The organism is Pseudomonas sp. PSB11 (assembly GCF_014596605.1).
GTDB classification, from domain to species: domain Bacteria; phylum Pseudomonadota; class Gammaproteobacteria; order Pseudomonadales; family Pseudomonadaceae; genus Aquipseudomonas; species Aquipseudomonas umsongensis.
This window is the reverse complement of record NZ_NOIO01000027.1, coordinates 62,351-87,796: the sequence shown is the minus strand read 5'-3', so window position 1 is coordinate 87,796 and position 25,446 is coordinate 62,351. Positions and strand designations below refer to the sequence as shown.

Here is a 25,446-nt window from a genome sequence, read left to right as displayed (position 1 = left end):
TTCAGTTGACTTCCATGACCTGAGAGGCAATCGCCTGATCAGTCTGGCCGTGCTTTTAAACTACTTGAGTGAAATATTGACGCTATAGAAGGTCAATTTATTGACTATAATCTTTCGCTATTAACTTTATGCCAAACTATTGACCTTCCTGTGGGCATCCTAAACAATCGTCCCAGTAATGTCACATTGATATTCACGCGGTGACTGCCTCACAGGATGTGACCCAGATCTGAATTTTAACTTTCCGACATACGGCCATTCCGGTTGCCATCATCCGATGCAGCGCCGCGTTCTGCAGTGATTCAAGACAAGCATTCCCCGGGAAATTCCAACTATGCGTTTGCACCTGTTCAAGGCTTTACCCTTCGCCGTTGTCGCCAGTTTTGTTCAGGCTCAGACGCTTCCGCAGGCCATGCAACAGGCGCTGGAAGTCCATCCGGAGATCCAGGCAGGTGTTAACAGTCGATTGGCTGCGGATTATCAGTTAAAAGCGGCCCAGGGGGGATACCTGCCACGGGTCGACCTGCTGGGCGGTTATGGTCGTGAAGGCACTGACAGCGTCACCACTCGAGGTGCTGGCAGCAATAGCCACTGGGAAACCTTGAACCGCAGCGAGTCGAACTTGCGCCTCTCGCAAATGGTGTTTGACGGTTATGCAACGTCCAGCGAAGTGGGGCGTCAACAAGCCACCGTGAATGCTCGCGCCTACTCCCTGTTGGGCACTTCGGAGCGAACCGCTCTCACCGTGGCACAGGTGTACCTGGATGTGCTGACGCGCCGCGAATTCGTGCGCCTGGCTGAAGAGAACCTCAAGAGCCATCAACGGATTTACGACCAGATCCAGTTGCGCACCCAGCGCGGTGTCGGCAGCGGTGCGGACCTGGACCAGGCCGAGGCGCGCATGGCTCAGGCGCGCAACAACCTGATTACCGAACAAACCAATCTGGCCGATGCCGAGACCAACTTCCTCAGTGCTGTCGGGCAGATGCCAGATCAGCTTGAACGTCCGGCCCCGTTCCTGGCGCTATTGCCGGCCAGCCTGAACGAAGCCCGTGCACAGATGCTGGAAAACAGCCCGATCCTGCGCTCCGCCGAGTCCGATATCGCGGCAGCGGAAAAACAGTATGAAGCCGCCAAGTCGAGCTTCTACCCTCGTTTCGATGCCGAGCTCGGTCGTTCCGCCGACAATGACATCGATGGCCAGAACGGCCACAGCAACGAATGGCAGGCCATGCTGCGCATGCGTTTCAACCTGTATGCCGGCGGCAGCAACAAGGCCGACATGGAATCGAAGTCCTACCTGTCCAACCAGGCGCTGGATATCCGCAACAACGCGTTGCGTCAATTGAACGAAGAGCTGGGCCTGGCGTGGAACGCGCAGAACAACGCCAATGCCCAGGTGCCCATTGCCCAGCAATACGTGGACCATAGCACCAGCGTGCGCACGGCCTATCAGCGCCAGTTCAGCCTCGGTGAGCGAAGCCTGCTGGACTTGCTCGACAGTGAAAACGAGTTGTTCAACGCTTCGCGCCGTTTGGCGGAGATCAAGAACATTCAGTTATTTACTCAGTATCGAATCAAGGCGACCATGGGCGAGTTGCTCAAGAGCCAGGGAGTGGTCGCACCGTTGGCATCAGTCGTGCAGAACGATGTAAAGCCAAAGGTCCAGCTGCCCGGTATGAACTGAGCAGGATCTTATTGTTCATCCGTTAGCCAAGAGTGCCGAGCGTGGAATCAGAAGCCAGTCGAGTTCATCTCATTCATGACCCACGCGCGTTGCATGACGATCCTTTGCTGGACGGCTTGCTGAGCCTTTGTACGTTGCATCAAAAGCCCGCCAGCGCGGCGATGTTGACCACGGGCCTGCCGTTACCCAAGCAACGCCTGAGCGTCGAATTGTTGCCACGCGCAGCGGCGCGCGCCGGTTTGCAAGGGCGGGTGCTGGTGCGCAAGCTGGACCAGATCCCGGCGATCGCGATGCCGGCACTGTTACTGCTCAAGGACGGTCGCAGTGCCGTGCTGCTTGGCTGGCAAGGCGACGACCAGGCCCGGCTGTTGCTCAGTGAAAGTGACGGCGGCGAGAGCCTGGTCAGTCGCGAGCTGCTGAACGACGACTACAGCGGCAAGGTGTTCTTTGCTCAACCCCAGCATAAATTCGACGTCAATCACGGCACCCTGATTCCCCGGGCGCGCTCATGGTTTCGCGACACCCTCATGCGTTCGCGCTGGCTTTACGCCGATGCCATCGCCGCCAGCTTCCTGATCAACATCATCGCCATGGCCGCGCCATTGTTCGTGATGAACGTCTACGATCGCGTGGTGCCGAACCAGGCCGAATCGACCCTGTGGGTACTGGCCATCGGTATCACCGGGGCTTACATATTCGACCTGATCCTCAAGAGCCTGCGCAGCCTCTGCCTGGACCTGGCGGGCAAGAAAACCGACCTGATCATCTCGGCGACGTTGTTCGAGCGCATCGTCGGCATGGCCATGAAGTACCGTCCGGCGCGCGTCGGCAGCTTTGCCCAGAACATCCATGAGTTCCAGAGCCTGCGCGATTTTCTTGCGTCGCTGACCCTGACCAGCCTGATCGACCTGCCTTTCACGCTGCTGATCTTCCTGGTCATCGCCATTCTGGGCGGACACCTGGTGTGGATTCCGGTGTTGGCGTTCCCGATCGCCTTGCTGATCGGCTATGCCTTGCAGAAACCCCTGGTGGCCACCATGGAGCGCACCATGGCGCTGGGCGCCGAGCGACAGTCGAGCCTGATCGAGACCCTTGCAGGGCTTGATGCGGTGAAGGTCAACAACGCTGAGAGCGAGCGCCAGTATCAGTGGGAGCAAACCATCGGCACCCTCAGTCGCCTTGAGTTGCGGGTGAAAATGCTGTCTGGCCTGGCGATGAATATCACCTTGCTGATCCAGCAACTGGCCGGCGTGATCATGATCGTCTTTGGTGTGTACCAGATCATCGCAGGCAACCTGAGCATGGGCGGCCTGATTGCCTGCTACATGCTCAGCGGTCGCGCGCTCAGCCCGCTGGCCTCGTTGTCCGGCCTGCTGACACGCTACCAGCAGGCGCGTGTCACCATGACCTCGGTCGACCAGATGATGGAATTGCCCCAGGAGCGTAATTTCGAAGAACGCCCCTTGAGCCGCAAGGTGCTACAAGGTGCCATCGAATGCCGCCAGCTGAATTTCACCTACCCGGACCAGCAAAACCCGGCGCTGAAAAACATCAATCTCACGATCAAGCCGGGCGAGAAGATCGGCATCATCGGTCGCAGCGGCTCGGGCAAGAGCTCCCTGGCCAAGCTGGTCGTGGGCCTTTATCAGCCCGATGAAGGTGCGCTGTTGGTTGACGGTGTGGACATCCGTCAGATCGACGTCAGCGAACTGCGCCACAACATTGGCTACGTGCCTCAGGATATCCAGCTACTCGCCGGTACGCTGCGCGACAACCTGGTCTCGGGTGCACGCTATGTAGAAGACGAAATGGTGCTGCAAGCCGCTGAACTGGCAGGCGTTCATGAGTTCGCCCGCCTGCACCCGCAGGGCTACGAACTGCAAGTCGGTGAGCGAGGGCAGAACCTGTCCGGCGGTCAGCGCCAGAACGTCGCCCTGGCCCGTGCATTGCTGCTCAACCCGCCGGTCCTGCTGCTCGATGAGCCAACCAGCGCCATGGACAACACCGGCGAGGAACGCCTCAAGCAACGGCTCGCCGCGGTGGTTGAAAACAAGACCGTGGTGCTGGTGACGCACCGTGCTTCGCTGCTGTCGCTGGTCGATCGCCTGATCGTCATCGACCGTGGGCAGATACTCGCCGATGGTCCGAAAGCCGTCGTGATGGAAGCGTTGAAGAAGGGGCAGATCAGTGTTGCTTAAGTCCGGCCTCAAAGGCTCCATCCGACGTTACTTCAAAGGTTCCGACTCGCTTAGGGACCAGCCTCTGCCCGAGGTCAACAAGGCGCTTATCGAAGACGCCCCGCGCGTGGTGCGGCTGACAATCTGGGCAATTATCGCCTTCTTCGTCTTCCTGATGCTCTGGGCCAACTTTGCGGTCATTGACGAAGTGACCAAGGGCGACGGCAAGGCGATTCCTTCCTCCAAGATTCAAAAGATCCAGAACCTTGAGGGCGGTATCGTCGCCGAGTTGTTCGTCAGTGAGGGGCAGATCGTCGAGGCCGGCGCGCCACTGATCCGCCTGGACGATACGCGGTTCGCCTCCAACGTCGGCGAAACCGAGGCCGACCGGCTATCGATGTTGCTTCGGGTGGAACGCTTGAGTGCTGAAGTCGATGACCGTCCGCTGAATTTTCCGGCTGACGTCTTGAAAGCGGTTCCCGGTCAGGCCGCGAGCGAAGAATCCCTGTACATCAGCCGTCGCCAGCAACTGCAAGATGAAATCGGCGGTTTGCAGGAGCAGTTGATCCAGCGTCAGCAAGAACTGCGCGAATTTACCTCCAAACAGTCCCAGTACCGCACTGCGCTGGGGTTGCAGCGCCAGGAAATCAACATGTCCGAGCCGCTGGTGGCCCAGGGTGCCGTTTCGCCCGTGGAAGTACTGCGACTCAAGCGCGCCGAGGTTGAAACCCGCGGGCAACTGGATGCCACCACCCTGGCGATCCCGCGTGCGGAGTCGGCGATCAAGGAAGTGGCGCGCAAGATCGAAGAGACCCGTGGAAAATTCCGCAGCGAGGCACTGACCCAGCTCAATGAGGCGCGAACCGACCTGAACAAGGCCCAGGCCACCGGCAAGGCGCTGGAGGATCGCGTCAGCCGGACAATGGTCACATCGCCGATGCGCGGCATCGTCAACAAGCTTCTGGTGAACACCATCGGGGGTGTGATTCAGCCAGGCAGCGACCTGGTGGAAATCGTTCCGCTGGACGATACCCTGCTGGTGGAAGCCAAGATCCGCCCACAGGATATCGCCTTCCTGCACCCTGGGCAGGAGGCGACAGTGAAATTCACCGCCTATGACTACACCATCTACGGTGGGCTCAAGGCCAGGCTCGAGCAGATCGGTGCGGACACGATCACCGACGAAGACAAGAAGACCACCTACTACGTCATCAAGCTGCGCACGGAGCGCAGCCACCTGGGGACGGATGAAAAGCCCCTGTTGATCATTCCGGGCATGGTGGCGTCGGTGGATATCATCACAGGCAAGAAGACCGTTCTGAGTTACCTGCTCAAACCGATCATCCGGGCTCGCGCCGAGGCATTGCACGAGCGGTGATTCGTTGGTACGGCTGATTGGCCTCTTCGCTGGCAAGCCAGCTCCCACCGGATCCCGCGGTCCCTTGTAGGAGCTGGCTTGCCAGCGAAGGGACCCGTAAGGCTATTACAAGATTCAAGACCGCCTTCGCCGGCAAGCAGGCTTCTACACCTACAAGGGTGCGGCATTTCAAAAGCCATATCGTTATTCGTTAACGGTATTTAAATTTCTATTCTTATATCTATAAAGTCACTCTCCTGCGTACCTGCCGACCAATCGGCGCGCCGCACGACCGAACCAACACGGGACCTCCGTGAGTTTCTGATCGACGCGCGCGCCTTTGAGCGTGCCGTGCGTGGGAGTGATTTATGTCTGCAGCTTCACCATCGCCAAGCATCGCGCCACAATCTTTCGACATCCGCCCGTTCAGCGGTGCGGTGGGCGCCGAAATCATCGGCCTCGATTTGTCCCGCCCGGTCAATGACCAGGACTTCGCGCGCATTCACCGCGCGCACCTGGATCATCACGTGGTGGTGTTCCGCGACCAACGCATTACCCCTGAGCAGCAAATCGATTTCAGCCGCCGTTTCGGTGTGCTGCAGATCCATGTGCTCAAGCAATTCCTGCTGGCCGGGCACCCGGAAATCCTCATCGTTTCCAACATCATCGAAAACGGCCAATCCATCGGCCTGGGTGACGCCGGCAAGTTCTGGCACTCCGACCTTTCCTATAAAGAACTGCCAAGCCTGGGCTCAATGCTGCATGCCCAGGAACTGCCGTCCGAAGGCGGCGACACGCTATTTGCCGACATGCACAAAGCCTGGGGCAGCCTGCCCGAGGCATTACGCAAAGCCGTTGAAGGTCGCTCGGCGGCGCACTCCTATACGGCGCGCTACAGCGAGACAAAATTCGAAGGCAACTGGCGCCCGACCCTGACCCCGGAACAACTGGCCCAGGTTGCCGAAGTGATTCACCCGGTGGTGCGTACCCACCCGGAAAATGGCCGCAAGGCGCTGTTCGTCAGCGAGGGTTTTACCACCCGTATCGTTGGCTTGCCGGAAGACGAGAGCAAGCAATTGCTCGACGAGCTCTACGCCCACAGCGTGTTGCCGCAAAACATCTACCGCCACCAGTGGCAGCCCCATGACCTGGTGTTCTGGGACAACCGATCGCTGATCCACCTCGCCGCCGGATGCCCCAGCCATCTGCGCCGCAAGCTGTATCGCACCACCATCCAGGGCGACGCGCCTTTCTGATTTGTCGGAGATTTGACCATGTCCAAACGTCTACCCTTTGCACCGCTGGCCGCGGCAATCGGCTTGGGGTTCAGTCTGATCGCCGGCAGCCTGGTCGCACCGACCGTGGCCCAGGCCGAAGGTGAAATACGCATCGCCGAACAGTTCGGCATCGTTTACCTGCTGCTCAACGTGGTGCGCGATCAGAACCTGATCGAGAAGTACGGCAAGCAGCAAGGCATCGACATCAAGGTCGACTGGACGCAGCTCTCCGGTGGTGCCGCGGTCAACGATGCGCTGCTCTCCGGCTCCATCGATATCGCGGGTGCCGGCGTCGGCCCGCTGCTGACCATCTGGGACCGCACCCACGGCAAGCAGAACGTCAAGGCCGTGGCCTCCCTGGGCAACTTCCCGTACTACCTGGTCAGCAACAATCCCAAGGTCAAGACCATTGCCGACTTCACCGAGAAGGACCGTATCGCGGTTCCGGCGGTGGGCGTGTCGGTGCAGTCGCGCTTCCTGCAATATGCCGCCGCCAAGCAGTGGGGCGACAAGGAATTCAACCGCCTCGACAAGTACACCATCGCCGTGCCGCACCCGGATGCCACGGCAGCGTTGATCGCTGGCGGTACCGAGCTGAGCGGGCACTTCTCCAACCCGCCATTCCAGGATCAGGCGCTGGCCAATCCAAACGTGCATGTGGTGCTCAACACCTATGATTTGCTGGGCCCGAACTCGCCGACTGTGTTGTTCGCCACCGAAAAATTCCGCAATGAAAACCCGAAAACCTACAAAGCCTTCGTCGACGCGCTGACTGAAGCGGCGACCTTTGCCCAGAACGATAAAGGCGCGGCAGCGGATACCTACATTCGCGTCACCAAGGCCAAGATCGACCGCGCCGAGCTGCTGAAAATCATCGACAACCCGCAGTTCGAATTCAGCGTCACGCCAAAAAATACCTACCCCCTGGCCGAGTTCCTCTACCGCGTGGGCGCGATCAAAAACAAACCGGATTCGTGGAAGGACTACTTCTTCCAGGACGCCAAACCGCTGCAAGGGAGCTGACCGACATGAACGCCCCTTTGCAAGGCCACACGGTCAGCAAACCGAACGTCTGCGCCCAAGCGTTGCTGTCGGTCGATAACGTCAGCCTGGAATACCGCACGCCCCAGCGGGTGGTGCGTGCCACGCACCAGGTCAGCTTCGAGGTCGACCCTGCGGATCGCTTTGTGCTTCTTGGGCCGTCCGGGTGCGGCAAGTCGACATTGCTCAAGGCTGCCGCGGGATTCATCCAGCCAGTCGAAGGCGAGATCCGTCTGCAAGGCCAGCGCGTCCATGCGCCAGGGCCTGACCGGATCGTGGTGTTCCAGGAGTTCGATCAACTGCCACCGTGGAAAACCGTCAAGCAGAACGTGATGTTCCCGCTGCTGGCTTCGAAAACTCTCAAGCGCAAGGAAGCCGAAGAGCGGGCGTTGCACTACCTGGACAAGGTCGGTCTGGCGGCGTTTGCCGATGCCTATCCCCACACCCTGTCAGGCGGCATGAAGGCGCGGGTCGCCATCGCCCGGGCCTTGGCGATGCAGCCGAAAATCCTCTTGATGGACGAACCCTTCGCCGCGCTCGACGCCCTGACCCGACGCAAAATGCAGGAAGAATTGCTGCTGCTCTGGGAGGAGGTGCGCTTCACACTGCTGTTCGTCACGCACTCCATCGAAGAAGCGTTGGTGGTGGGCAATCGCATCCTGCTGCTGTCGCCGCATCCGGGGCGCGTGCGTGCCGAAGTCCACAGCCATCAATACGACTTGCACAGCCTGGGCGGCGTGGCATTCCAGGAGTCGGCGCGGCGCATCCATCGGTTGTTGTTCGATGAAGGCCAGTCGCCGGGAACCGAGCGCGAGCTGGATTTCGCCGACATCCGCATTGCTTATTGAGCCAGTTTGAGAGGAGGGCCCGATGAGCCATTTATCATCCCCGCGTGAAGAATTCGAAACGGTTTTGCAGCCACTGACCAGCGTACCGCTGGAGCGCGAGCTGCCGTTTGGCCAACGCCTGTGGCAACAGGGTTGGCTGCGCAAAAGCCTGATCCTGGTTTTGCTCGCCGTACTCTGGGAAGCCGTTGCCCGTTATCAAAATAACGATCTGCTGCTGCCGAGTTTTGTGCAGACCACACATGCGCTGTACGACGGCCTGCTCAGCGGCGAATTGCTGGGCAAAGTGTGGATTTCCCTGGTGGTGCTGCTCAAGGGCTACCTGATCGGGATCGTCCTTGCGTTCGCCCTGACGACTTTGGCGGTGTCGACGCAATTGGGTCGCGACCTGCTCAGCACCCTGACCTCGATGTTCAACCCGTTGCCAGCGATTGCCCTGCTGCCGCTGGCGTTGCTGTGGTTCGGCCTGGGGCAGAACAGCCTGATCTTCGTACTGGTGCATTCGGTGCTCTGGGCCCTGGCGCTCAATACCTACGCAGGCTTTCTCGGCGTCTCGGAAACCCTGCGCATGGCCGGTCGCAATTACGGCCTCAAGGGCCTGCGCCTGGTGCTGTTCATCCTGATCCCGGCAGCACTGCCATCGATCCTCGCCGGCTTGAAAATCGGCTGGGCCTTTGCCTGGCGCACGTTGATCGCGGCCGAACTGGTGTTTGGCGCGACCAGCGGCAAGGGCGGTTTGGGCTGGTACATCTTCCAGAATCGTAATGAGCTGTACACGGACAAGGTGTTTGCCGGGTTGGCGGTGGTGATTCTAATTGGGTTGCTGGTGGAGAATCTGGTGTTTGATTCGTTGGAAAGGGTGACGGTGAAGCGGTGGGGGATGCAGCGCTGATCCGTTGAGTCTGCCTGTCAATGATTTGCTAGCATTGCGCCTGAATCAACCCTGATAAGGCACGAGTGCTCACCATGCAACTACCAGACATGAACCTCCTGGTCGCCCTCGACGCCCTGCTCGACGAGGGAAGTGTGGTGGGCGCCGCGCGGCGAATGAACCTCAGCCCGGCGGCCATGAGCCGCACCTTGACGCGTATCCGCGAAGCCATCGGTGATCCGATCCTGGTGCGAGCCGGCCGTGGCCTGGTGCCGACGCCGAAGGCGCTGGAGTTGCGCGAGCAGGTGCGGGACGTGGTGGAGCAGGCCGCGCACCTGTTCCACTCGGCCAGGGTTGTGGATCTGGGCAGTCTGCGCCGGCGCTTCAGTATTCGGGCCAACGATTTTTTCATCGGCATCTATGGCGGCAAGCTGTTCGACACCATGGAGCGTCAGGCTCCGCATTGTGAATTGCGTTTTGCGCCGGAAGGCGATGGCGATGATGAGGCCCTGCGCGAGGGTCGCATCGATCTGAGCGTGAGCAACAACCGGCCGTTGATGCCGGAAGTGAAGGTGCAGAATTTGTTCTCCACCCAATTTGTCGGCTTGGTGCGCGAGGATCACCCCTTGCTCGATCAAGAAATCACCGCAGAACGTTTTGCTGGCTATTCCCATATCAGCATGTCCCGTCGCGGGATCGCTCGCGGGCCGATCGATGCAGCGCTCAACGCCTTGGGGCTGGAGCGGCGAGTGGCGGTGATTGCGCCAAGTTTCCACGCGGCGATGTTTGCCTTGCCCGACTCCGACCTGATTCTGCCGGTGCCCAGGGAGACGCTGTTGAGCGTGCGCCGACTGGGGTTGAAGTTGCGCTCGTTCACCTTGCCCATTCCATTGCCGACTATCGTGCTTAACCAGGCTTGGCACCCGCGCTTCGACAATGACCCCGCTCACCGCTGGCTGCGTGAAACGCTGAAAGCCTGCTGTGACGAAACGTGGCTCGCCGCTCAGCCTGTCTTGGGATGAGCGATGCCCCTGTGGGAGCGACCTTTGTGGTGAGGGGATTTATCCCCGTTGGGTCGCGCAGCGGCCCCTGAAAATGGGACTGCTGCGCTGTCCAACGGGGATAAATCCCCTCGCCACAAAGGCGCGCTCTCACAAGGACTTCCATCGTTGCGTATAGCGCACTTATAACCTGTAGATAAGTCAGTTTTCGTCAGGCCCTTCTGCGCTGGTAATTTTGTTTGAGTTGTTAGTGGAGAGTCTGGTGCTGCGCTAGGGTTTCATGCTGGTAACATAGATTTTCATGGCATAAGCCCAATCATCGAATGTTCGCGAGAGGACATTGCATTAACTTTAGCTCCTGACTTTAACGCGGGTGGCGGCGTATATCCGAGGCATTTGGATTATTTACAGTGGGATACCGCTGATGATGAGAGCGAATTTGGATATTTCTATGTCCGGTGGAAGACGTATCTTCCACCCATCCGCCACCGGTAGGGTTATTACCCGCTATTCTATATTGCGTGAAGACTGGGGTGGAATCACCGGGAGAGGTGTGAGACCTGAGATCGCGCCCCGACGAACCGGTGCCTCCACCACCCTTAATTCGAGCAAACTCAATACTTCTCCCATGTACTCCACCATTACTCGTCCATTTGTCTCCATTAGAGAATAAAGAGGCTTCAATTGAGTCTGGTGTATTTCTGGGGGATCTAAGGTTGGGATTATCGATACCGCGCGCACTCGGTTGTGGGGCGGCCATAGCTACTGGCCATTTCCCTCCGACGCTATGCCCTGATTGCTCAGGGAGGCTTGCTGTATTAGCGCGAAGACGCCAAGGTGGAAGCGAGTATAAGTGTGTTCCCAACTCGCTCAAAAAAGATGGAGAGGGAGAAGGCTTGACGTTGTTGAGGCTTTGAATACGGGCTGACTTTAGCATATTAAGTGCTCCTGAGAGGTCCAAGTTTTCCAAAGGCACTGGTCGACTTTTCCCAAGACCAAATCCACCTTCTTTGATGGAGGTAAACAGGCTTTTCAGACCTCCAATATGCCCCGTCGGATCCGATCTATTAACCGGGTCCCCTACGCAATACATATAAGCATTCAAGCCGCCCCCGCCAAATGGGCTCCAACTGTCCGTACTGTGGAACCGCATCAGCCGAGGGTTGTAAGCACGGTATCCATTACCTAGCAAATACCAGCCGATCCTCGCTTCGCGTATTTGGCCGTTGAAACCCAGCCGGGCCTTGTCTTCCTGCGGCGCGGATTGCTCGCCATAAGCCGAGTAGGCGATGGGATTATGCTTACCATCAACAATGGCACCAATGATTGAAAGGCTATTGTCGGCTGCCAACAATGTCGTGCGTTGCCACGTGCAAGTATTTTGATCAGCAATTTTGAGTTGAGGCATGGCGATGGCCGCCGATTTATGGTCGAGGGATTTAGTTTTACACCTCAAGTCCTCTATCGAGAACTATCAGAACTGATAGTGATTCGCGCCGCTCGTTTGGACCAGATACAAAAGGGGATATTGCCAGCATTGCGCCTGAATCAATCCTTATCAGTCACGAGTGCTTGTGATGTAACTACGAGGCCTGGCACCCGCGCTTCGACAATGACCCCGCTCACCGCTGGCTGCGTGAAACGCTGAAAGCTTGCTGTGACGAGACGTGGCTGGCAGCGCAACCGGTGGTGAGTTGAACCAATGAACCTGTGGGAGCGAGCCTGCTCGCGATAGCGGGGTGTCAGTCAACGGTGATGGTGAATGTTACGACCCTTTCGCGAGCAGGCTCGCTCCCACAGGGTTTCGTATCGTTGCGTGTAACGCACTTATAACCTGTCGATAAGTCAGTTTTCGTCAGGTCACACGCTTCTTAGAATGTTTCGGACTTCTAATCCCGGAGCTCGCAACAATGACTTCCCTCACGGTCACGGCACCTCTCGCCGCGACCAGCCCGACGGCCGCCACACAACCGGTCTTCGGCCCGCGGATCATCATCGGCCTGGTTGGCGTGTTGCTGGCAGTGCTGGTGTCGGGCCTGAACGAGATGGTGACCAAGGTTGCTCTGGCCGACATCCGTGGGGGGTTGGCCATCGGTTACGACGAAGGCACCTGGCTAGTCGCTTGCTATGCCGCGACCTCGGTGGCTGCCATGGCGTTTGCGCCTTGGTGTGCCGTCACGTTCTCGCTGCGGCGCTTCACCCTTTGCGCCATCAGTGCCTTCACGCTGTTGGGGGTGTTGTGCCCGCTGGCGCCGAACTATGAAAGCCTGCTGGTCCTGCGCACGTTGCAGGGGCTGGCCGGTGGCGCGCTGCCGCCGATGCTGATGACCGTTGCCCTGCGTTTTCTGCCAGCCAACGTAAAACTCTACGGATTGGCTGGTTATGCCCTGACGGCCACTTTCGGCCCGGGCCTGGGCACGCCACTGGCAGGCCTCTGGACCGAGTATGTGGGCTGGCAGTGGACCTTCTGGCAAGTGGTCGTACCCTGCTTGATTGCCCTGGTCGCGGTTGCCTACGGCATACCCCAGGACCCGCTGCGGCTGGAGCGTTTCAAGCAGTTCAACTGGCGTGGTTTGCTGATGGGTTTTCCGGCGATCTGCATGCTGGTGATTGGCATCCTGCAGGGCAATCGGCTGGACTGGTTCGAGTCGAGCCTGATTGTTGGATTGCTGGTGGGCGGTACGCTGTTGATGGTGCTGTTTTTGATCAACGAGTGGTCGCAGCCGATTCCGTTTTTCAAGATGCAGATGCTCGGCATCCGCAATCTGTCGTTCGCGCTGGTCACCCTGGCCGGCGTGCTGGTGGTGTTGCTGGCGGTGGTGATAATTCCTTCCAGCTATCTGGCGCAGGTTCAGGGGTATCGCCCGGTACAAACTGCACCCATCACCCTGTTGGCGGCGCTCCCGCAATTGATAGCGCTGCCGTTGGTGGCTGCGCTGTGCAACCTGCGCTGGGTCGATTGCCGCTGGGTATTGGGGGTCGGCCTGAGCATGCTGGTGTTGTCCTGCATCGGCGGTTCGCAGTTGACCTCGGCGTGGATTCGCGACGAATTCTATGTCCTGCAACTGCTGCAGATCTTCGGTCAACCCATGGCGGTCCTGCCGCTGCTGATGCTCTCGACCGGCAGCATCAACCCCATGGACGGGCCGTTTGCGTCGTCCTGGTTCAACACCGTGAAAGGCCTGGCGGCAGTGGTCGCCACCGGCGTGCTGGAAACCCTGACCACGCAGCGCCTGCATTTTCACTCGACCATGCTGGTGGACCGTCTCGGTAACTCTCCCCTGGTCGACAGCGACACCCCGGGCCTTGCCCACCGGCTGCATGAGCAGGCCGTGGTGCTGGCCGCCTCGGATCTTTACCTGTGCATGGCCGGTGTCGCGTTGGCGCTGATCCTGCTGATTTTCTGGCTGCCGACGCGGATCTATCCGCCCCGTGCGCCGACTTGAATGCATCACTGAAACAGAAGGTTTTCATGACGACTCAATCCAAGCAAAAAGTGGCCGTTGGCGTCGCCGTCGTGATCGCGACGGGCGTACTGATTTATCTGCTGGCGCCCGGCCTGTTTGGCCAGCGTACAGAGCAGAGCACCAATGATGCCTATGTCTCGGCCGACTACACACTGGTGGTGCCGCGAGTTGCAGGGTTCATCAAGCAAGTGCTGGTGGAAGACAACCAACAGGTCAAGGCCGGGCAACTGCTGGCGCTGATCGATGATCGCGACCTGCGCGCCGCCGCCGAAGCGGCCGCCGCCGAAGCCGTGGTGGCCCAGGCGCAACTGCAAAATGCCCGGGCGACACTTGAGCGTCAGGCCTCGGTGATCGCCCAGGCACAGGCACAGGTAGTGTCCGCCAAGGCTGAAATAGCCTTCGCTCAACATGAACTGAACCGCTACGACCACCTGGCCGGGGTCGGTGCCGGCACGGTGCAGAATGCTCAGCAAGCGCGCACGCGCATCGACCAGGCTACTGCCCGGTTGGCCAATGTCACGGCGGTGCTGGCGGCGGAGCGCAAGCAAGTGGATATCCTTACGGCCCAGCGTGACGGGGCAGAAGGTGGGTTGAAACGGGCGCAGGCGAAGCTGGAAATCGCCAGTTACGAGCTGTCTTACACACGGATCACCGCGCCGCAGGATGGCATGGTCGGTGAGCGCGCGCTGCGTGTCGGGGCCTATGTCACGCCGGGCAGCAAACTGCTCGCCGTGGTACCACTGGCGCAAGCCTATGTGGTGGCCAACTTCCAGGAAACCCAACTGACGAATGTGCAACCAGGTCAGGACGTGCAGGTGCGTGTCGACACCTTTGGTGGCGCAGTGCTGAACGGCCGGGTCGAGAGCATCGCACCGGCCACCGGCGTGACCTTTGCTTCAATCAAGCCGGATAACGCGACGGGCAACTTCACCAAGGTGGTGCAGCGGATTCCGGTGAAGATCGTGCTGGAACCGGGTCAGCCGTTGGCCGAACGGTTGCGGGTGGGGATGTCGGTGGAGGCCAGTATCGATACGGCTGGTGCGAAGGCCAATGAGGTTGCGCAGCGATGAAGATTTTCGTTGATTGCGATCCCCTGTGGGAGCGAGCCTGCTCGCGAAGAGGCCCTCCGTCTCGACTCACCCTTTGCGCCTTGGTCGTGATGAGCCTGTCAGCCTGCACAGTAGGCCCGGACTTCCAAAAACCTCAGGCACAGCAAGTCACCGAGTGGGCGAAACCATCCAAGGCCGCCGCCAGCCAGGCCAGTGAGGAGACGATGAACGAACGCTGGTGGCAAGTGTTCAACGACCCGAAACTCTCGGCCCTCACTCAACGTGCCCTGAGCGACAACCTCGACCTGAAGCTTGCCAGCAGCCGCTTGCAACAGAGTCGTGCGGTGCGCCAAGTGATCACCGCCGACCGCTATCCGAACACCGCCGCCACGGGAAGCTACGTCCGTAAACGCAACAGCGGCGAAGGCCTGAACGATCCGTCGGGGCATAACGGCAATTCTGCATTCAGTGTCTGGGATGCTGGCTTCTCTGCCTCTTGGGAGCTGGATTTCTGGGGGCGCGTGCGCCGCGAAACCGAGGCCGCCGATGCCACCGTGGAAGTCGCCGAAAACGACCGTCGCGGTGTGCTGTTGTCGGTGGTGGCGGAAACCGCTCAGGACTACATTCAATTGCGCGGAGTGCAGAACACCCGTGCCGTTACCGAACAGAACCTTGAGGTTGCTCGGCACAGCCTGAAACTTTCGCAGCTGCGCCTGGCTGACGGTGTCGCAACGGACCTTGATGTTGCTGAAGCCGCCGCCCAGGTCGCGGCCATCGAGTCGCGCCTGCCAGCACTGGAGCAGCGCCAAGCCCAACTGATCAACGCCTTGAGCCTGTTGATGGGTGAACCTCCCCAGGCGCTGGCGGCCGAGTTATCCACTGACGCGCCGGTGCCGCAAACGCCGCGCCAGGTCGCCATCGGCCTGCCGTCGCAACTGGCCGAGCGCCGCCCGGACATTCGCCAGGCCGAAGCCCGGCTGCATGCCGCGACCGCAAGCATCGGCGTGGCCAAGGGGGATTTTTATCCACGGATTACCCTGTCAGGCAGTGTCGGTTCGCAAGCCATGCAACTGAGCGATTTCGGTTCCTGGGGTTCACGCACGTTCGGCATCGGCCCGCAGTTCAGCCTGCCGCTGTTCGACGGCGGCCGCCTGCGCGGCGTGCTGAACCTGCGCGAAGCCCAGCAACAGGAAGCGGCCATCGCCTATCAGCAAACCGTCTTGCGCGCCTGGCATGAAATCGACGACCAATCGAGCGCTTACAACGCCAGCCAACTGCGCCGCGACAGCCTCGCCGAAGCGGTACGCCAGAACCGCATCGCCCTGCAAACCGCGCAACGGCAATACGTCGAGGGCGTGGTGGACTTCGTCAACGTCCTCACGGTGCAAGGCGCATTGCTGGCGACCCAGGAGCAATGGGTGGAAAGCACCGCCGGCGTGTCGCTGGCAGCGGTCGGGTTGTACAAGGCGCTGGGCGGTGGATGGGAGTCGGTTTATCCGTTGGCGGCGAATCGCTGATGTCGACGTTACGGCGGACATCGGCCTAAAGTGATCGGTACGTTCAATTAACGTAGGTGAAGAGAGTGGCAATGGAGGCGGAACGCAAAGAGCCGTTGGCCAAACCCCACAGATCTAGCGCGAATCTGCAGCTGACCGACACCAGGGCGCGGCTGTACTGGTGGGGCGGTGGGCTCCTTATCCTGGCGCTGGCCGTCCTGACGCGGTTTTACGACCTGACCGCCGCGGCCATTTGGGGTGACGAGGGCTCAAGCGTGTTGATGAGCCGATATTCCATTGCGGACATCTGGGTTCATGCCGCTCATGACGTTCACCCGCCGCTTTATTTCATGCTCCTGCATGGATGGATCGAGTTGTTTGGCGATGGCATTTTCTCAATACGCAGCTTGAGTGCGCTGCCGGGTATTGCCGCAGTCATGCTTGGCATGTGGCTGGTCCGATTGATTGCCAGTCCTCGTGCGGCATTGCTCGCCGGGCTGATGCTGGCACTGTTGCCAACCGCGGTGCGCTATAGCCAGGAAGTTCGGATGTATTCGTTGCTGGGGCTGTGGCTGCTCGGGGCCACGATTGCGCTGGTGTATTGGGTCAAGCAGCCTCGTCACACGCAGGTGTTGGTGATCTACGCGCTGCTGATGACCGCGGGTTTCTACACCCACTATTTCACCGCGCTGTGCGTGTTGGTCCACTGGACATATTTGCTGGTGCTGCGCCTGCAGCCGACTCATCCCCTGAAACACATCAATCGCCCGGCCTGGTGGCTGACCAATGTCGCCATTGTGGTGCTTTTTGCTCCGTGGATACCCGGCCTGATTGATCTGATTCAGCACATGGACCAGCTCAAGGCCAACGGTGATGTGGGTTGGGAATTGCCGGTCACGCTCAGCTCCCTGCCGTCGATGGTCTGGACTTTTCTGATTCAGGACGATGGGGATAACTTGCCCTGGCTGCTGTTCAGTGGGCTGCCAATGCTCTTGCTGGTCTTGATTGTGATGACGGTTCTGCGTGATCGCAGCAGCTATCGCTGGAGTGTCTTGCTGATGCTCTACACCTTGCTGCCGCTGTTGCTGGTTTATGGTGTTTCATTCATTTCGCCAGTGTTTGTCGAGCGGTATCTCAATGCCTTTGCATTGGGACTACCCATGATCATGGCGCTGGCCGTCGACCGCTTGCTTCAAGGTTTTCGCGTGTTGGCGCTCGGGCTGGCGGCGCTGTTTGTCTGCACCGAATTGGTCGGGTTGAAAACCAATGCCACGGTCGATGTGAATGACCAAACCAGCGTGATGGTCGAGTTCGTCAACCAGCATTACATGGCCGGTGATCGAATCGTTATCAGCGACATGCTCTGGTACATGAGTTATGTCTATTACAACCGCACGGATGCGGCTCCGCAGCTCTACACCCCGCCCTTGGCCAACGGTAGTTCCAGTCGTCCAAACGCATACGGTTTCGGTACGCTGGTCAATGGTGAAGCGGACAGGATCTACCTCGACCATCTCAGTCAATTGCCCAGGGGAACAGGGCGGGTGTGGTTGATCAGCACGGCCGATCAACCGGATGAATTCGCCCCATTGCCTAACGACTGGCACAAGGTCTGCGAGACTGTAGCGGGTAATAACCGGGCGCGGTTGTTCATGATGGGCACCGAGCCGCGTTAATGGTGTCGTTCAGGCCTTCCCAGACAGATCCGCCATGCCCTTGAGCAATTCGATCGGCAAAGGAAAAACAATGGTCGAACTCTTGTCCCCGGCGATCGAACTCAGTGTCTGCATATAACGCAGCTGCATGGCGCCGGGTTGGCGGCCGAGCATTTCGGCGGCCTGCATGAGTTTTTCCGACGCCTGCAATTCGCCTTCCGCGTGGATCACCTTGGCCCGGCGTTCGCGTTCCGCTTCTGCTTGTCTGGCGATAGCGCGGATCATCGATTCGTTGAGGTCCACGTGCTTGATTTCGACATTGGCGACCTTGATGCCCCAAGTGTCGGTCTGGGCGTCGAGTACTTGCTGGATGTCGATGTTCAGTCGTTCTCGCTCAGCCAGCAGTTCATCAAGTTCGTGTTTGCCGAGCACCGCACGCAAGGTGGTTTGCGCCAGCTGGCTGGTGGCCATGAGAAAATCTTCGACCTGAATGATTGCCTTCTGTGGATCGAGTACTCGGAAGTACAGCACTGCATTGACTTTGACCGAGACGTTGTCGCGGGTGATCACATCTTGCGGCGGGACGTCGAGGACGATGGTGCGCAAGTCGACCCGGACCATTTGCTGGATCACCGGAATCAGCAGGATCAGGCCGGGGCCCTTGACCTGCCAGAAGCGTCCGAGCTGGAACACCACCCCGCGCTCGTACTCGCGCAGGATGCGGAACGTCGCCCCCGCCAGTGCGATCAGCAGTAGCAGCAGCGCGACAAAACCGATTTGCAGACCCATGGCTAACCTCCAACCGTTACCGCGTCAGCCGCGGCCACTTCCAGCAACAATCCCTTGCGCGCCACCACCCGGACCTTTTGCCCGACCTGCAATGGCTGGGCGCTCGATACCTGCCAGTGTTCGCCCTGTAGATGCACCCAGCCCAGACACGCATCGCCGGCCTGCAAAGACAGCACCGGGGTCACGCTGCCCAACAGGCCGGCGTCACCGCTGACGGTATGGCGCGGTCGGGTCTTGAGGGCGCGGATCAACAGGAATATCAAGAGCAGCGCGCTGAGCAGTCCCAGGCCGACCATCAATGGCACGGGCAGTTCGGCATTGGTCAGGATCACTGCGCCGATCACGAACATCACGATCCCGCCCAGACCGATCACACCGTAGTTGGGCAGCGCCGCCTCGGCGATTAAAAAGGCGATACCGAAAGTGATCAGCCAGATCCCCGCGGGATTGGAACCGGGCAGTTCGGCGGTGTCCGCAGCGAGGGCGACTCCGCTCAATGCCAACAGCAACGCAAGCGCACAACAGCGAGTGTTCACGTGACCCTCCGGGAGAGTCGCAGGTGGTTCTGTATACAGTCTAGTTGAGGCGCTGGTTGTATGAATTTTGCTCAGTTGTCGACCTGTCCGATGGGCGGATTTCCCGCTGGTTTACCCCAATGGACCTAGACTTTTACTACGTACAAAAGTGTTAACCATCGTCCGCCGGACGTTTTTGCGGACACCGAGGTGCATCATGCGTATGGCAAGAACCGTGCAGAAAAGCCTGGACCAGGCTCAATGCGAATATGACATCGTCACCCATCCCCACTCGGCCAGCAGCCTCGAAACCGCACGGGTGGCGGGTATTCCTGCGGAACGGGTGGCCAAGTCGGTCATTCTTGACGACCACCACGGGCATTACCTGATGGCCGTGCTCCCCGCCAGCCGTCACCTGGACTTGAGCAAAGTGCGCAGCACCGGTGAATGGCAGGTCTCCCGGGAGAGCAACCTGCCGCACCTGTTTGAAGACTGCGAACGCGGCGCCGTGCCGGCCCTGGGCGAAGCCTATGGACTTGACGTTGTCATCGACCCGCTGCTGACTCGACAGAAAGACATCTATCTGGAAGCCGGCAATCACATCAACCTGCTGCACATGGACATGCCGCAATTCCTGAAAATGGTTCCTCATGCGGAGGTGAGGGAGTTGAGTCATTGAGGATTGTTTCGTCAATGCTGTCGTCTTTGCGAGCGGGCTCGCTCCCATAAGGTGAACGCCTTCCCTGTGGGAGCGAGCCTGCTCGCGATTGACCGCGCAGCGGTCCCTTTATCCGTTTTACTGGAGCCCGACATGGAAAACCCAACCCACAGCCTTCCCTCCCTGTTCAAGCAGCTCGGCCTGCCTGACGACGCCGAGAGCATCGATAAATTCATCACCACTCACTCACCGCTTAAACCGGACCTGCACCTGGCGGATGCTTTTTTCTGGAACCCGAGCCAGGCGGATCTGTTGCGCAATGAGATTCTGGACGATGCCGATTGGGCGGAGGTGGTGGATCAGCTGGATGTGCTGTTGAGGAAGGGAAGGGGAATGTAAAAAACCGAAGATTTGTTTCAAAACTTGACTGAAAATCCCTTCCAATGTCATATTGATAGTTAGCAAACTAACAGTGTGTGTTCTCCCTCGTGCCGAATAACCTCGACGCTCTGCAAATGAACATCAGCAGTACCATGGTGGTGGCCGCCCGGCATTGGCGCAAAATCTGCCAGGCCACGCTGGCCAACTATGGAATCTCCGAAGCCTGTGCCGTCCCACTACTGATGATCGGGCGCCTGGGCGAGGGCGTGCGGCAGGTGACTGTGGCGCAGGCGGCGGGGATGGAAAGCCCGTCCCTGGTACGTTTGCTCGATCAGTTGTGCCATGGTGGTTACGTCTGCCGCACCGCAGACGCCCAGGACAGGCGCGCCAAATGCCTGAGCCTGACCGCTACCGGTCGGACCCTGGTGCAAGCTGTCGAGGTCGAGTTGGTGCGTTTGCGTCATGAAGTCCTCGAAGGCATCGATCCGGCAGACCTTGAAGCGACGCTGCGCGTATTGAAGGCCTTCGAGTCGGCCAGTCTTTTGCCGGTAGCCAACCCTTGAACGGCTTCTTTTCCGGTATGCCCCCGGCCCGGGACTGGTTCTACGGAGTACGCACTTTCGCGGCCTCGATGATCGCGCTGTATATCGCCCTGCTCATGCAGATGCCGCGTCCTTATTGGGCGATGGCCACGGTGTATATCGTTTCCAGCCCGTTTGTCGGGCCTACCAGTTCCAAGGCGTTGTACCGCGCAGTCGGCACTTTTCTGGGCGCCGCTGCGGCTGTCCTGTTCGTCCCGATGTTCGTGCAGAGTCCTTATGTGCTGGTGCTGGTCATCGCGCTGTGGACCGGGATCCTGTTGTTTTTGTCCATGCATCTGCGCACCGCGAACAACTATGCCCTGATGCTGGCCGGCTACACCTTGCCATTGATCGCCCTGCCGGTAGTGAATAACCCGTTAGCAGTGTGGGACGTGGCCGAAGCGCGCACAGAAGAAATTTTCCTCGGCATTGCTGTCGCTGCGGTGGTCGGTGCAATGTTCTGGCCGCGACGGCTGGCGCCGGTGTTCAACGATTCGGTGAGCAAGTGGTTTGCCGACGCGTCGATTTACAGCGCGCGTTTTCTGGGCCGCAACGTGCAGCCCGAGGAGGTCAGCGCCTTGCGCGCCTCGATGGTCGCCACGTTCAATACCCTGGAACTGATGATCGGTCAGTTGCCCCACGAAGGCGCGCGTCCGCAAACAGTGCGCAACACCAAGGAGTTGCGCGGGCGGATGATTCACCTGTTGCCAGTGATCGATGCCCTCGACGATGCGCTTTACGCGCTGGAAAGGCGCACCCCTGAGCTGGTGGGCAAGTTCGCGCCATTGCTGACCGCTGCCACTGAATGGCTCGATCACAAGAATGCTGACCCCGAGCGTTGGCAAGCGCTCAAAGACCAACTCGAAGCGCTGCAACCCAGCGCCGAAGTGCTGGATGATCGCAAGCAACTGCTGTTCTCCAACGCCCTTTATCGCCTCGGCGAGTGGGTCGATTTGTGGCAGGACTGTCGCAGCCTGCAACACGCGATCCAGTGCGAAAGCCAGGACAGTTGGCGTGCGGTTTATCGGCATTGGCGCCTGGGGCGCCTGACCCCCTTTCTGGATCGTGGGCTGATGCTCTATTCCGCCGCTTCCACCGTCGCGGCGATCATTGTCGCTTCGGTGCTGTGGATTCTGTTGGGCTGGACCGATGGCGGCAGTGCAGTGATCCTGGCGGCAGTGGCGTGCAGCTTTTTTGCCTCGATGGATGACCCGGCACCGCAGATCTACCGATTCTTTTTCTGGACGGCGATGTCGGTGGTATTCGCCAGCCTTTACCTGTTTCTCGTCCTGCCCAATCTGCATGATTTCCCGATGCTGGTGCTGGCCTTCGCCGTACCGTTCATCTGCATCGGCACACTGACGGTCAAACCGCAGTTTTACCTGGGCATGTTGCTGACGCTGGTCAATACCTCGTCGTTCATCAGTATTCAGGGCGCCTACGACGCGGACTTCCTCAGTTTTGCCAACTCCAACCTGGCTGGACCGGTGGGCTTGCTGTTCGCGTTCGTCTGGACCCTGATCGCACGGCCGTTCGGTGCGGAGCTTGCGGCCAAACGCCTGACCCGTTTCGCCTGGCGCGACATTGTCAGCCTCACGGAGCCTGCCACGCTGGCCGACCACCGTCGCCTGGGTGTGCAGGTGCTGGATCGACTGATGCAGCATTTGCCGCGGCTGGCCGTGACCGGCCAGGACACCGGCATCGCCTTGCGTGAAGTTCGTGTGGCGCTGAACCTGCTTGACCTGCTGGCTTATACGCCGCGGGTTCACGGCGTTCCGCAGGCATTGCTGCGTCAGGTAGTGGCCGAGGTCGGCGAATATTTCAAGAGCTGCCTCAAGGCCGGCGAACGCCTGCCGGCGCCGAGTCCGTTGTTGATGACCCTCGACCGCACGCGCCGAGCGTTGAGCGGCGCGGGTGATGAAGAAACCCGCTTGCACTTGCTGCACGCCTTGAGCGGCTTGCGCCTGGCGTTGTTGCCCGGCGTCGAGTTCGTCGGATCTGCCGAGCCCGAAGAACCGCTTCCCCATGGCATCGATGGAGCGCCTTTATGATCGGTGATCTGGATATCAGCGGGGTGTTTTTGCCTACGCTGCTGGTGCTGATGGGCATTACCTATGTGTTGTACCTGTTGGTGCACGGGGTGCTGACGCGCCTGCACTTTTACCGTCTGGTCTGGCACCGGGCATTGTTTAACGTGGCTCTCTACGCCTTGCTGCTTGGCGCCGTGGATTCACTCAGTCGATACCTGATGACATGAAAAAGCCGTTTTTAACCCTTGGTCGCGTGGTCCTGACCCTGTTGATCGTAACTTTCGCCGTGGTCGTGGTCTGGCGCATGGTGATGTACTACATGTTCGCGCCCTGGACCCGTGACGGGCATATCCGTGCCGACATCGTGCAGATCGCGCCGGACGTATCCGGGCTGATCCAGCAAGTGCAAGTGCGCGACAACCAGTTGGTAAAGCGCGGCCAAGTGCTGTTCAGCATCGACCAGGACCGTTTCAAACTGGCCTTGCGCCAGGCGAAAGCGGCGGTCGCAGACCGCGAGGAAACCTTGGCCCAGGCCCAGCGTGAAGCCAAGCGTAACAAGGGCCTTGGCAATCTGGTGCCGGGCGAACAACTGGAAGAAAGCCAGTCCCGGGTGGCCCGCGCACAGGTGGCGTTGATGGAAGCCCAGGTGGCGGTAGACAGCGCGCAACTGAACCTCGACCGTTCGGTGATCAGAAGTCCCGTGGACGGTTACGTCAACGACCGCGCGCCGCGAACCCAGGAGTTCGTCAGTGCCGGGCGGCCCGTGTTGTCCGTCGTGGACAGCAATTCTTTTCATATCGACGGCTATTTCGAAGAAACCAAACTCAACGGCATCCACATCGGCCAAAGCGTCGACATCCGGGTCATTGGCGACAATGCGCGCCTGCGCGGCCATGTGGAAAGCATCGTGGCCGGTATCGAAGACCGCGACCGCACCAGTGGCAACAACTTGCTGCCCAACGTCAATCCGGCCTTCAGCTGGGTGCGGTTGGCCCAGCGGATTCCCGTGCGTATCGCGTTCGATGAGGTCCCTGAGGATTTCCGCATGATCGCCGGGCGCACCGCCACGGTATCGATCATCGACGACCAGAACCGGGAGTCCGTGCAATGAGCAAGGCCTCGGGTTTGGCGATTGCCGGATTAGGCTTGCTGCTGTCGGCGTGTCAGATGGTCGGTCCGGATTATCACCTGCCGGACGAAGCCGCGATCCACCGTGAAGACCTGCAGGGCGAACTGGCAGTGGACGGCAAGCCGGTGGTTTCGGCGCCGGTGCCTGCCGATTGGTGGCGCTTGTATCAGGACCCGCGGCTCGACCAACTGGTGCAGCAGGCCATGGCGTCCAACACTGATTTGCGTGTAGCGGCCGCCAGCCTGCTGCGCGCTCGCGCTCAGGTGGACGAGGCCGAGGCGGCGGGCGGCTGGAGCGGTGGGGTGAAGATGGGCGCCCAGCGGTTGCAGGAATCCGGTGAAGCGTTCTTGCTGCCGGAAAAGGTGCCGGTGGCCAACATCGGCGATATCGGCATCAGCGCGTCCTACCAGTTTGACCTGTTCGGCACCTTGCAGCGCGGCATCGAAGCGGCCAAGGCCAATGCCGATGCGACCCAGGCCGCCGCCGATACGGCGCGTATTACCTTGGTGGCCGATGTGGTCCGCGCCTACACCCAGGTGTGTGCGGCTAATGAGGAGCGGGAAATCGCCCAGCATTCCCTCGACCTGCAAGCCCAGAGCACCACGCTGATCCAGCGTTTGCGCGATGCCGGGCGTGGCGACGAAACCCAAGTCACCCGTTCGCAAACCCAATTCAAATCCTTGCGCGCCGACATGCCGCGCTATGAGGCGGCGCGTCAGGCCGGGCTGTTCCGCTTGTCGATGCTGCTGGCCAAGCCGGTGGATCAACTACCGGCCGGCACCGCCAGCTGCGATGAACTGCCAAAAATCACCCAATTGATACCGGTGGGCGACGGTGCATCGCTGCTCAAGCGCCGCCCCGACATCCGCCAGGCCGAACGACGACTGGCTGCCGCGACCGCAGGTATCGGCATTGCTACCGGTGAGCTGTACCCGGACATCCGCATCGGCGCGACCATCGGTACGATCGGTCTCCTGGAAAACCTCGGCGAACCCTCTACCAACCGTTGGGGCTTTGGCCCGTCGCTAACCTGGAATGTGCCGACCAACGGCGCCCGGGCACGCATTCGCGAAGCTGAAGCGGTGACCCAGGCGACGCTGGCGCATTTCGATGGGGTGGTACTCAACGCCATTCGTGAAACCCAGACCGGCCTGGCCCAGTACTCCGCCTTGCTGCAACGCCGTGAGGCCCTGGCGGACGCCGAGCAGTCGGCGAAGCTGGCCGCCGACCAGACCCATCGCTTCTTCCAGGCCGGTCGCGCATCGTTCCTGGCGGACCTGCAGGCGACCCGCACCTACATCGATGTCACCGCGCAGCTGGCCGCTGCCAACACTCAGGTCGCCATCAGCCAGATCGATTTGTTCCTCGCCTTGGGCGGCGGTTGGGAAAGCGGACGAACGCAAGCATCGAACTCCGGCAAACCCTGAGGCCGTTGCTATG

At 59.9% G+C, this 25,446-nt stretch carries 22 protein-coding genes and 1 pseudogene; 20 read left to right on the top strand and 3 right to left on the bottom strand.

Annotated elements, in window-relative coordinates:
* The first annotated feature begins 334 nt into the window (after positions 1 to 334).
* The 8 genes from CGA21_RS24675 (at position 335) to CGA21_RS24640 (ending at position 10,277) form a co-directional block, all read left to right on the top strand.
* Positions 335 to 1,687, top strand: a complete 1,353-nt coding sequence (locus CGA21_RS24675) for a TolC family outer membrane protein (RefSeq protein ID WP_188265233.1) — start codon at positions 335 to 337, stop codon at positions 1,685 to 1,687.
* 41 nt (positions 1,688 to 1,728) lie between these two features.
* Positions 1,729 to 3,885 (top strand): type I secretion system permease/ATPase, encoded by a 2,157-nt coding sequence (locus tag CGA21_RS24670; RefSeq protein WP_020795876.1) that lies wholly within the window; start codon positions 1,729 to 1,731, stop codon positions 3,883 to 3,885.
* Positions 3,875 to 5,242, top strand: a complete 1,368-nt coding sequence (locus CGA21_RS24665) for an HlyD family type I secretion periplasmic adaptor subunit (RefSeq protein WP_188265232.1) — start codon at positions 3,875 to 3,877, stop codon at positions 5,240 to 5,242. Before CGA21_RS24670 ends, CGA21_RS24665 begins: the two co-directional genes overlap by 11 nt.
* Positions 5,243 to 5,589: 347 nt before the next feature.
* Positions 5,590 to 6,477, top strand: a complete 888-nt coding sequence (locus CGA21_RS24660) for a TauD/TfdA dioxygenase family protein (RefSeq protein ID WP_110751757.1) — start codon at positions 5,590 to 5,592, stop codon at positions 6,475 to 6,477.
* Between the two features lie 18 nt (positions 6,478 to 6,495).
* Complete coding sequence (locus tag CGA21_RS24655) at positions 6,496 to 7,521, top strand: ABC transporter substrate-binding protein (protein ID WP_188265231.1); 1,026 nt, start codon at positions 6,496 to 6,498, stop codon at positions 7,519 to 7,521.
* 5 nt (positions 7,522 to 7,526) lie between these two features.
* Entirely contained in the window at positions 7,527 to 8,387 is an 861-nt protein-coding gene (locus CGA21_RS24650; protein WP_188265230.1) for an ABC transporter ATP-binding protein, read from the top strand.
* A 22-nt stretch (positions 8,388 to 8,409) separates the two neighbouring features.
* Complete coding sequence (locus tag CGA21_RS24645) at positions 8,410 to 9,276, top strand: ABC transporter permease (RefSeq protein WP_188265229.1); 867 nt, start codon at positions 8,410 to 8,412, stop codon at positions 9,274 to 9,276.
* 74 nt (positions 9,277 to 9,350) lie between these two features.
* Entirely contained in the window at positions 9,351 to 10,277 is a 927-nt protein-coding gene (locus tag CGA21_RS24640; RefSeq protein ID WP_110751762.1) for a LysR family transcriptional regulator, read from the top strand.
* Between the two features lie 343 nt (positions 10,278 to 10,620).
* On the opposite strand, the gene CGA21_RS24635 is transcribed toward CGA21_RS24640, so the two are convergent.
* Complete coding sequence (locus CGA21_RS24635) at positions 10,621 to 11,664, bottom strand: RHS repeat-associated core domain-containing protein (protein ID WP_188265228.1); 1,044 nt, start codon at positions 11,662 to 11,664, stop codon at positions 10,621 to 10,623.
* 179 nt (positions 11,665 to 11,843) lie between these two features.
* On the opposite strand from CGA21_RS24635, the pseudogene CGA21_RS24630 reads away from it, so the two are divergent.
* From CGA21_RS24630 to CGA21_RS24610, 5 genes and pseudogenes are all read left to right on the top strand, one after another.
* Positions 11,844 to 11,954 (top strand): annotated as a pseudogene (locus tag CGA21_RS24630) (LysR family transcriptional regulator); the annotation flags it as partial.
* Positions 11,955 to 12,166: 212 nt separating this feature from the next.
* A complete protein-coding gene (locus tag CGA21_RS24625; RefSeq protein WP_188265227.1) occupies positions 12,167 to 13,702 on the top strand; it encodes an MFS transporter in 1,536 nt (511 codons plus the stop codon).
* A gap of 26 nt (positions 13,703 to 13,728) precedes the next feature.
* Entirely contained in the window at positions 13,729 to 14,793 is a 1,065-nt protein-coding gene (locus CGA21_RS24620) for an HlyD family secretion protein (RefSeq protein ID WP_110751768.1), read from the top strand.
* Positions 14,790 to 16,289 (top strand): efflux transporter outer membrane subunit, encoded by a 1,500-nt coding sequence (locus CGA21_RS24615; protein WP_188265226.1) that lies wholly within the window; start codon positions 14,790 to 14,792, stop codon positions 16,287 to 16,289. The genes CGA21_RS24620 and CGA21_RS24615 overlap by 4 nt, the downstream gene beginning before the upstream one ends.
* A 71-nt stretch (positions 16,290 to 16,360) precedes the next feature.
* Positions 16,361 to 17,944: a glycosyltransferase family 39 protein gene (locus CGA21_RS24610; protein WP_188265225.1), complete on the top strand. Its 1,584-nt coding sequence runs from the start codon at positions 16,361 to 16,363 to the stop codon at positions 17,942 to 17,944.
* Between the two features lie 9 nt (positions 17,945 to 17,953).
* Here the strand turns inward: CGA21_RS24610 and CGA21_RS24605 are convergent, their stop codons facing one another.
* Together CGA21_RS24605 and CGA21_RS24600 are read right to left on the bottom strand one after the other, a co-directional pair.
* The gene (locus CGA21_RS24605; protein ID WP_188265224.1) at positions 17,954 to 18,712 is read right to left on the bottom strand and encodes a slipin family protein; all 759 of its coding nucleotides are present in this window, start codon (positions 18,710 to 18,712) and stop codon (positions 17,954 to 17,956) included.
* Positions 18,713 to 18,714: 2 nt separating this feature from the next.
* The gene (locus tag CGA21_RS24600) at positions 18,715 to 19,248 is read right to left on the bottom strand and encodes an NfeD family protein (protein ID WP_188265223.1); all 534 of its coding nucleotides are present in this window, start codon (positions 19,246 to 19,248) and stop codon (positions 18,715 to 18,717) included.
* A 196-nt stretch (positions 19,249 to 19,444) separates the two neighbouring features.
* Here CGA21_RS24600 and CGA21_RS24595 point away from each other — a divergent pair, with 196 nt between their 5' ends.
* The 7 genes from CGA21_RS24595 (at position 19,445) to CGA21_RS24565 (ending at position 25,433) form a co-directional block, all read left to right on the top strand.
* A complete protein-coding gene (locus tag CGA21_RS24595; protein ID WP_110751774.1) occupies positions 19,445 to 19,906 on the top strand; it encodes an aminoacyl-tRNA deacylase in 462 nt (153 codons plus the stop codon).
* Between the two features lie 132 nt (positions 19,907 to 20,038).
* Entirely contained in the window at positions 20,039 to 20,284 is a 246-nt protein-coding gene (locus tag CGA21_RS24590; protein WP_110751776.1) for a DUF2789 domain-containing protein, read from the top strand.
* A 116-nt stretch (positions 20,285 to 20,400) separates the two neighbouring features.
* The gene (locus CGA21_RS24585) at positions 20,401 to 20,829 is read left to right on the top strand and encodes a MarR family winged helix-turn-helix transcriptional regulator (protein ID WP_110751778.1); all 429 of its coding nucleotides are present in this window, start codon (positions 20,401 to 20,403) and stop codon (positions 20,827 to 20,829) included.
* Positions 20,826 to 22,898 (top strand): FUSC family protein, encoded by a 2,073-nt coding sequence (locus CGA21_RS24580; RefSeq protein WP_188265222.1) that lies wholly within the window; start codon positions 20,826 to 20,828, stop codon positions 22,896 to 22,898. Before CGA21_RS24585 ends, CGA21_RS24580 begins: the two co-directional genes overlap by 4 nt.
* Positions 22,895 to 23,104, top strand: coding sequence for a DUF1656 domain-containing protein (locus CGA21_RS24575; RefSeq protein ID WP_008059581.1), 210 nt, complete (start codon positions 22,895 to 22,897; stop codon positions 23,102 to 23,104). The genes CGA21_RS24580 and CGA21_RS24575 overlap by 4 nt, the downstream gene beginning before the upstream one ends.
* Positions 23,101 to 23,988 (top strand): HlyD family secretion protein, encoded by an 888-nt coding sequence (locus tag CGA21_RS24570; protein WP_110751782.1) that lies wholly within the window; start codon positions 23,101 to 23,103, stop codon positions 23,986 to 23,988. Before CGA21_RS24575 ends, CGA21_RS24570 begins: the two co-directional genes overlap by 4 nt.
* Positions 23,985 to 25,433 (top strand): efflux transporter outer membrane subunit, encoded by a 1,449-nt coding sequence (locus tag CGA21_RS24565; protein ID WP_188265221.1) that lies wholly within the window; start codon positions 23,985 to 23,987, stop codon positions 25,431 to 25,433. The genes CGA21_RS24570 and CGA21_RS24565 overlap by 4 nt, the downstream gene beginning before the upstream one ends.
* Positions 25,434 to 25,446: the final 13 nt, after the last annotated feature.